This is a genomic window from Actinokineospora sp. NPDC051303 (genome assembly GCF_055586285.1).
In genome coordinates, this window is record NZ_JBVJIN010000107.1 from 1 (window position 1) to 2837 (window position 2837).

Sequence of the window (2837 nt, forward strand, 5' to 3'; positions counted from 1 at the left end):
ATCGCCGTGTGAAAGACGGGTGGGAAGCCTACGGCCTCACACGCGCGCAGCCAGCTTAGCGATCTTCCTTCTCCCCCGAAGAAACCACTCCACCCGATCCAGCACTTGGCGGGCGATCGGCGCCTTGTCGGGGTTGGGCTTTTCCTCTTATCTCCTAGATGAGGTCAAGGGGGTCTAGTTGGACGCGTAGGGGGTCTGGGTCTTTGCGGGCTGTGCGGATGGCTTGAGCTTTTGCCAGTGCGGTGGCTAGAGCTTTGCCGTGGTTTCTGGTGACGCGGATCAGGGCGCGTTCGCGGGGTGGTTGGCCTGGTGGGAGTGGGTCGGCCAGGGGGACGGGGCCGAGGATTTCGGCTGTGGGGGGTAGGGGGAAGTCGTCCAGGAAGCGGGCTAGGGCGGTGGGGGGGCCGTCTATGGAGGCCATGCGGACGGCTGGGGGGAAGGCCAGTTCGGTGCGGGCCGCCAGTTCGATGCTTGCGTGCCAGGCCGGGTCCCAGCGGATCAGGGCTTGGACCGGTGTGGTGGCTGATTCGGCCATGACCACTACTCGGCCGCCTTGGGATGCCGGGCGGACTAGGGCTGCGGCGGTCATCCAGCGGCGGAGGGCTTCTTCTGTCGCTCTGAGGTCCGCGCGGTTGAGGAGGGCCCAGCCGTCTAGGAGTAGGGCTGCGCCGTAGCCGTCTTCCGCTACTGGTTCGGCGCCGGGGGTGGCTACCACCAGGGCGGGGCGGGCGTCGACCGTTGACAGCACCTCTTGGGCGCCGGAGGTGCGGACGGGGTAGCCGGGGAAAGCTCGGCCTAGTTCTTCCGCTGTTCGCTTGGCGCCGATGATGGTGGCTCGGAGTTTTCTGGAGCCGCAGTTGGCGCATTTGACGTTGGCGTCGGTGGCGGCGCACCAGCGGCAGGCGGGGACGGTGGCCTGGCCCAGGCCCAGGGGGCCCGCGCACTTGCGGCAGCGGGCGGGGGTGCGGCAGTCCTGGCAGGTCAGGGCGGGAACATAGCCTCTTCTGGGGACCTGCACCAGGACTGGGTGGCCTGCCGACAGTGCTGTGCGGGCCGCGTCGAAGGCCACTGAGGGGACGCGGGCGGTGCGGGCGGCTGGGTCGCGGGCCAGTTGGCTGTCGTGTTCGCCGATGGCGGTCACCCGGGGGGCCGCGGCGCGGATCTGGTCGCGGGTGGCGACGATTTCTGGGGCCCAGCGGGAGTCGACCAGGAGTTGAGCCTCGGCGGTGCGGGCGAAACCTGCGACAAGGACAGCGGCGCCGCTGAGGTGGGCGCGTTGGATCAGGACGTCGCGGACGTGGGGGTAGGGGGAACGGGGGTCGGAGTGCTGGTCGTCGCCGTCGTCCCAGACGATCAGGGCGCCGGGGGCGGTGACGGGGGCGTAGGCGGTGGCTCGGGTGCCTACGACGATCTGGGCGCCGCCCCGGCGCACGGTCAGCCAGCAGCGGTAGCGCTTGGCTGGCCCTAGGTCCGCTGAGAGGGCGACAACGGCCTCCTTGCCCGCCAGGGCGACGCAGGCGGCGTGGACGCGGGCGACGTCGCGGTGGTCGGGGACGACGATGACCGCGCCCTTGCCTGCCGACGCCGCCGTTGTGGCGACTTCGGCCAGGCGTCGGGGCCAGTCCTCGCCGGGGAGGGCCTGCCAGACGGCGTGGGCTTGGCGGCTGGCGCGGACGGCGTCGAGGAACGCGGCGCCGCGGGGGTAGCGGGCCCAGCCCGCCGGGTCCGGGGCGGGCGGGCGGGGAGCGGGCGGGGGTGGCTCCTCGGCCTCGACGCGGGCGTGGCGGGGTGGGATGGCCAGGCGCAGGACATCGATCATGGTGCCGCCATAGCGGTCGGCGACGGCGCGGCACAGGCGGGCGATCTCGGGGGTGAGCACTGGCTCCGGGGAGACCACACGGTCGAGGAACTGGAGCGTGCCGGGGTGGTCGGACTCGGCGACCCGCTCCAGGAGGTATCCGTCGACCAGTTGCCCGGCGAAGCGGACCCGGATGCGGCAGCCGGGATTGGCCTCTGCGTCGGACTTGGCGGGCACCAGGTAGTCGTAGGTGCGGTCGAGGTGCGCCAAGGGGACGTCGACGTAGACACGGGCGACCGGGAGTTCGGCCGCGGGAGCCGGTCGGCCTTTGGCGGCCGGTTTTCCCTTGTCCGGGGGTCGGGTCTTGGCCTGCGGTTTCACCGGGGCGGCGACCTCGACCGGGAACAGCGCGTCGGGGTCGGGCATGACGGCTGGTCTACCAGAGGGCACCGACCCTCAGTCCCGGCGGGGCTCGTCGTGGTAGGCGGCGTACATGGCGACGATCTCGGCGCGGTCGTGCGCGGCGGCCTCTTCGCGGATGCGCCGGTTCAGGCCCGCCGGGTAGCCGTGCTTGATGAGCCTGCGCTCGGCCGCGTCCTCGATGAACGACAGCGAGAAGTACAGGCCGGTGATGTAGCCGAGCACGATCATCGACAGCCGCAGCGACAGCGGGCCGGGGACGAGCAGCAGCAGCCACAGCGGCAAGAACAGGACCATCACCCGCGCGAAGTGCCGCAGCACCCACGTCCGGCAGCTCAGGTCCCACAGCACCCAGTGCCGGTACTCGTCGGGCAGCGTGCCGCCGACGGCGTACCGGAGCCACAGCAGTGGGCTCGGCCGCTTCGGGCTCACCGGGACGATGTTAGGCCCTGGTTGCCCGCTGGTGTTCCGCCTAGTGCGCACGGGGCATCACCTCTCCCTTGTCGGGTAGCCGGTCGGGCCGGGGTGAAACGCGGCGGGGGGGGGGGGGAGCAGGGGGGGGGGGGGGAAAAAAGGGAGAGGATGGAACACCACGCCCCCCCTCTCTTTCTCTGTTCGG

At 71.4% G+C, this 2837-nt stretch carries 2 protein-coding genes; both read right to left on the reverse strand.

Going from position 1 to position 2837, the window contains the following annotated elements; translation table 11 throughout:
• Positions 1-154: 154 nt before the first annotated feature.
• Positions 155-2224, reverse strand: a complete 2070-nt coding sequence (locus tag ACZ6SD_RS32840; RefSeq protein WP_465320922.1) for a primosomal protein N' — start codon at positions 2222-2224, stop codon at positions 155-157.
• A gap of 30 nt (positions 2225-2254) precedes the next feature.
• Positions 2255-2650: a DUF5313 family protein gene (locus tag ACZ6SD_RS32845; RefSeq protein ID WP_465320923.1), complete on the reverse strand. Its 396-nt coding sequence runs from the start codon at positions 2648-2650 to the stop codon at positions 2255-2257.
• Positions 2651-2837 lie beyond the last annotated feature (187 nt).